At 72.9% G+C, this 3981-nt stretch carries 6 protein-coding genes; 2 read left to right on the top strand and 4 right to left on the bottom strand.

The features are described 5' to 3' along the window. Window positions 1-69: 69 nt before the first annotated feature. A complete protein-coding gene (locus ACFXMF_RS42135) occupies window positions 70-420 on the bottom strand; it encodes a YciI family protein (protein WP_379991564.1) in 351 nt (116 codons plus the stop codon). A 118-nt stretch (window positions 421-538) separates the two neighbouring features. Then, window positions 539-1144, bottom strand: coding sequence for a TetR/AcrR family transcriptional regulator (locus ACFXMF_RS42130; RefSeq protein ID WP_360309062.1), 606 nt, complete (start codon window positions 1142-1144; stop codon window positions 539-541). Window positions 1145-1375: 231 nt separating this feature from the next. Between ACFXMF_RS42130 and ACFXMF_RS42125 the strand changes: the two genes are divergently transcribed. Both ACFXMF_RS42125 and ACFXMF_RS42120 read left to right on the top strand, forming a co-directional pair. Beyond that, a complete protein-coding gene (locus ACFXMF_RS42125) occupies window positions 1376-2161 on the top strand; it encodes a DeoR/GlpR family DNA-binding transcription regulator (protein WP_360309064.1) in 786 nt (261 codons plus the stop codon). A 63-nt stretch (window positions 2162-2224) separates the two neighbouring features. Further along, window positions 2225-2947, top strand: coding sequence for an NUDIX domain-containing protein (locus ACFXMF_RS42120; RefSeq protein ID WP_379991565.1), 723 nt, complete (start codon window positions 2225-2227; stop codon window positions 2945-2947). Between the two features lie 102 nt (window positions 2948-3049). Here the strand turns inward: ACFXMF_RS42120 and ACFXMF_RS42115 are convergent, their stop codons facing one another. Further along, window positions 3050-3514: a hypothetical protein gene (locus ACFXMF_RS42115; protein ID WP_360309068.1), complete on the bottom strand. Its 465-nt coding sequence runs from the start codon at window positions 3512-3514 to the stop codon at window positions 3050-3052. A 111-nt stretch (window positions 3515-3625) separates the two neighbouring features. Next, window positions 3626-3981, bottom strand: a 356-nt coding sequence (locus tag ACFXMF_RS42110) for a TetR-like C-terminal domain-containing protein (protein ID WP_380021118.1), incomplete at its 5' end; no start/stop codon positions are given.

Raw genomic sequence — 3981 nt, 5'->3', positions numbered from 1 at the left:
GGTCGGCGGATCCCTCCCCGGCCGCGACCGGGAGCGGCTCGGCACCGGCGGCTCGCTCGTCCATGCCGGTCAGCCCGCGAAGTCGGCGATCGGCCGCACCACGATCGCGCCGCTGCCCCGGGCGCCGGGACAGCGCGCGGCCCAGTCGAGCGCGACGTCCAGGTCCGGCACGTCGATCACGTAGAAGCCGCCGAGCACCTCGCGGGTCTCGGCGAACGGCCCGTCCGTCACGGTGCGATCCCCGGTGGGATCGACCCGGACGGTGGTCGCGGTGACCAGGTCGGCGAGCGACTCGCCGGACACGAAGATCCCGGCGTCCTTGACCTCCTTGTCGTACGCCACCCAGTCCTCGACGGTGCACTCGGCGGCGCCGCCGTCCGCGTCGATCGTGCCGCTGTGGATCAACAACATGTACTTCATGGTCCGGCTCCTGCTCTGTTCTGTCGTTTCCTTCGTCCGGCGGGTTGCCGTACATCAGGACGACGAACGAGCAGCGGCCGAATCGACAGCCCGCCGAAACTTTTTTCGCCGGCCGGCATCAGCCTCCGGCCAACGAGTCGATCCACGCGGTGAGGCGCCGGCCCTGGCCGACCATCACGTCCGGATCGCGGAGCGTGTTGGTGAGCAGGGACATGCCCTGATAGGCCCCGATCAGGGAGAGCGCGAGGTCGCGCGCGTCCGCGTCGTGGCCCATCGCGCAAAACTGTTCCTCGACCCAGGTCAGGAGCCGGCGCATCACCTCGGCGGCGTGCCGGTCCAGGTCGTCCTCGCGCTTGTCGAGCTCGGACACCAGCGTGCCGAACGGGCAGCCGTACCGCACCGCGAGGTCGCGCTGCTCCACCCAACCGCCCACCAGCGCCCGCAGGCGCTCGCCCGGGGTCGGCAGTTCGTCCAACACCGCGATCAGCTCGCGGAGTTGCCGCTCGTGGTCGTCGATGGCGGCCTCGACGAGTCGGTCCTTGGTCCGGAAGTAGTAGTAGACGTTGCCCACCGGTACGTCGGCCTCGGTCGCGATGTCCGCCAGGGTGGTCCGCTCGACCCCCTGCCGGTGCAGCACGCGCGTGGTCGCCGTCACCAGCCGTTCGCGCTTGCCGGGCCCGGCATCGGCCCCGCGCCGGCTCTTCCTCTGCACTGAGTCAGTCATCTCACTAACAAATATAGACAGCAGCCGCCCGGGGTTGCCGCCGTCCTTCTATGTCGGTCGACCGACTCGCTCCCTCGCCACCGGCGCGGCAGGCCGCAGCGCGGACCGCCCCGCCGGCACCTGCACCAACCGGGCGACCCACCACATCGCGGCGTTTCGTTGATCGGGCCGCAACCACCCGAAACGAACACGGGGATGTTCAATCGCACATTCATGTGTTAGAAATGCCCCATGGATGTCGCCGCCCGCCTGGACCTGACCCTGCGCCTCGTGCAGGGCTCCGAGCGCATTCCGGTCGCCGAACTCGCCCGACGCCTCGGCGTCTCGGAGATGACCGTGCGCCGGGACCTGGACACGCTGGAGCGCCAGGGCCTGGTCCGCCGAGTGCACGGCGCCGCGATCCCCGCCCGCGCCCGCGAGGACGGCGCCGGGTTCGCCGCGCGCGAACCGTGGCAGGCGGCGACCAAGGACCGACTCGGCGCGGCCGTGGCGGGCCTGGTCGAACCGGGCTCAAGGGTGCTGCTGGACGCGGGCACCACCACCGTGCACGTCGCGGACCACCTGGCCGCCCGCGCGCCGCTGACCGTCGCGGTGCTCAGCCTCCAGGCCGCGGCACGGCTCGCCGACCGACCCCGGATCGAATTGCTCGTCGTCGGCGGACGCTCGCGTCCCGGCGAGCACTCGCTGGTCGGCCCGCTGGCCCTGCGCACCCTGGAGTCGCTGGCCTTCGACTGTTTCGTGATGTCCATCGGCGGCGTGCACGCCGAGCACGGCTGGTCGGAATTCGATCTGGACGACGCGGCCGTCAAGCAGGTCGGGCTCGCCCGCAGCACCCGCACGATCGTGGTCGCGGACGCCACCAAGCTGGGCGTTCGCGCCTTCGGCCGAGTCGCCGCGCTCGACGCGGTGGACGCGTTCGTCACCGACCACGCCGCTGCCGACGCCGCGACCCATCCGAACGGGCCGCACACGTTGGCGGCCCTGCGCAAGGCCGGTGTGCGCACCGTCCTGGGCTGACCGGTCCGACCCACCCTCCGACGCCGAACCGCCCGGCCGCCCGATCCGAGGAGCCAAACCACCGTGACGACCACACCCCCCGGCCGCCCGACGACCGAGGGCATCGACCTCCCCGACCGCCGCGGCCGCATCGGCCTGGATCGCCTCGGCCGCGACCTGACCGGCAACCCCGGGGTGCGCATCCGCGACGTCGAGGTGTTGTCCTGCGACTGGTACGTGCTGCGCAAGACCACCTTCGACTACCGGCACGCCGACGGGCATTGGAGTCGCGAGCAGCGGGAGAACTACGACCGGGGCGACGGGGCCACCATCCTGCTCTACGACACCGAGCGCCGAACGGTGTTGCTCACCCGCCAGTTCCGCCTGCCCGCCTACGTCAACGGCCACCCCGACGGAATGCTCGTGGAAACGGCCGCCGGACTGCTGGACGGCGACAGCCCCGAGGAGGCGATCCGGCGGGAGGCCGCCGAGGAGACCGGGCACCGGGTCGGCTGTCCCGAACATGTCTTCGACGTCTACATGAGCCCCGGCTCGGTCACCGAGCGACTGCACTTCTACGCCGCCCCCTACGGCCCGTGGAGCGCCACCGGCGAGGGTGGTGGCATCGCCGCCGAGGGCGAGGACATCAGCACCCTGGAGTTGCCCTTCACCGAGGCGCTCGCGATGATCCGGGACGGCTCCATCGCCGACGCGAAGACCATCATGTTGCTGCAATGGGCGGCCTTGGACGGCCCGTTCCGGCCGGCCGACGACAGCCACGACCGAACGCCGCGAGCCCGCGGTTGACCCGCACCCACCGACCCGGCGGCGCGTCGGGCCGGGCGCGGGCGGACGCGCCCCGGCAGCCGCGGGACTCGATGAACGCGCCGGGCACGGCGACGGTGGCGATCAGGCCACGTCCCGCAGCAGACGCCCGGCGTATACGTCGCTCACGTGACCTCGAAGGTGCGCCCAGACCGCGACGGAGCACGGAAACTCGCCGTCCCGGTAGGCGATGAACACGGTCTCCTCGCGCCGGAACAGCCCGTGCTCGGCGTCCTGCGGCTCGGGCCAGTCGCGGACCACGGCCGCAGCGTGCTCGGCGTCGACGCAGCGCAGCGGGACCACCGCGAGTTGCGCATAGGCGCCCGGCACGGTGTGCGCGATGACCTGGACGTCGCCCATGTGCCGGGCGAAGGCGCGCAGGTGATCGCCGCGTTCCCAGGGCCGGTTCGAGGCCCAGGTGCCGCACGAGCAGGTCGCCCGCGTGGCGACGAAGCCGAGCGCGGCGTGGTCGCCGGGGTAGGTGATGAACTCGATCCGGTGGCGGTCGAGGCGAACCAGCGGGTCCTGGGTGTAGTTCGGCATGCTCATGAGGGTTCCCCCGGGGTGTCGTCGCGTGGTATGGCACGAGCGTAGGCAAGCGCACCGACAACGGCGACCGGATTTCCGCGTCGCCCCGAACCGGCCCCGCCCGGCCCGGAGTCAGCCCGACACGGGTGCCGCGCGATGCCCCCGGCAGGCCGCCTCCGGCGCGACCCGCCACCGGTGGTCGGCCCGCTCCCCCTCGCCCGGCGCGCCGCGCAGTTCGAGACTGGCCGGCCCGTGCACCAGCGCACTCAGGTGGGTGGCCGCGTCGTCCGGATCCGTCGGCGCGAACCGGCCGCAGGCCACGCAGCGCGCGACGGCCCGCACCAGGGTGTCGAAGATCGCCCCCGGGCGGGGGGGCGGGCGCTGGGGCGCGCCGCCCGGCGAAACGGGGGGATCCCGCCCCCCCCACCCCCCCCCCCCGGCCCGGGGGGGGGGGGGGTTTTGGGGGGGGGGGGGGCACCCCCACCCAC

Source organism: Embleya sp. NPDC059213 (assembly GCF_042754445.1).
Taxonomy (GTDB): Bacteria; Actinomycetota; Actinomycetes; order Streptomycetales; family Streptomycetaceae; genus Embleya.
Note: the sequence above shows the minus strand (reverse complement) of the source record. Positions and strands in the feature narration are given on the sequence as shown.

Coding starts and splice junctions, on each gene's coding strand:
- ACFXMF_RS42135 (WP_379991564.1), bottom strand. CDS start 420: ATGAAGTACATGTTGTTGATCCACAGCGGCACGATCGACGCGGACGGC.
- ACFXMF_RS42115 (WP_360309068.1), bottom strand. CDS start 3,514: ATGAGCATGCCGAACTACACCCAGGACCCGCTGGTTCGCCTCGACCGC.
- ACFXMF_RS42130 (WP_360309062.1), bottom strand. CDS start 1,144: ATGACTGACTCAGTGCAGAGGAAGAGCCGGCGCGGGGCCGATGCCGGG.
- ACFXMF_RS42125 (WP_360309064.1), top strand. CDS start 1,376: ATGGATGTCGCCGCCCGCCTGGACCTGACCCTGCGCCTCGTGCAGGGC.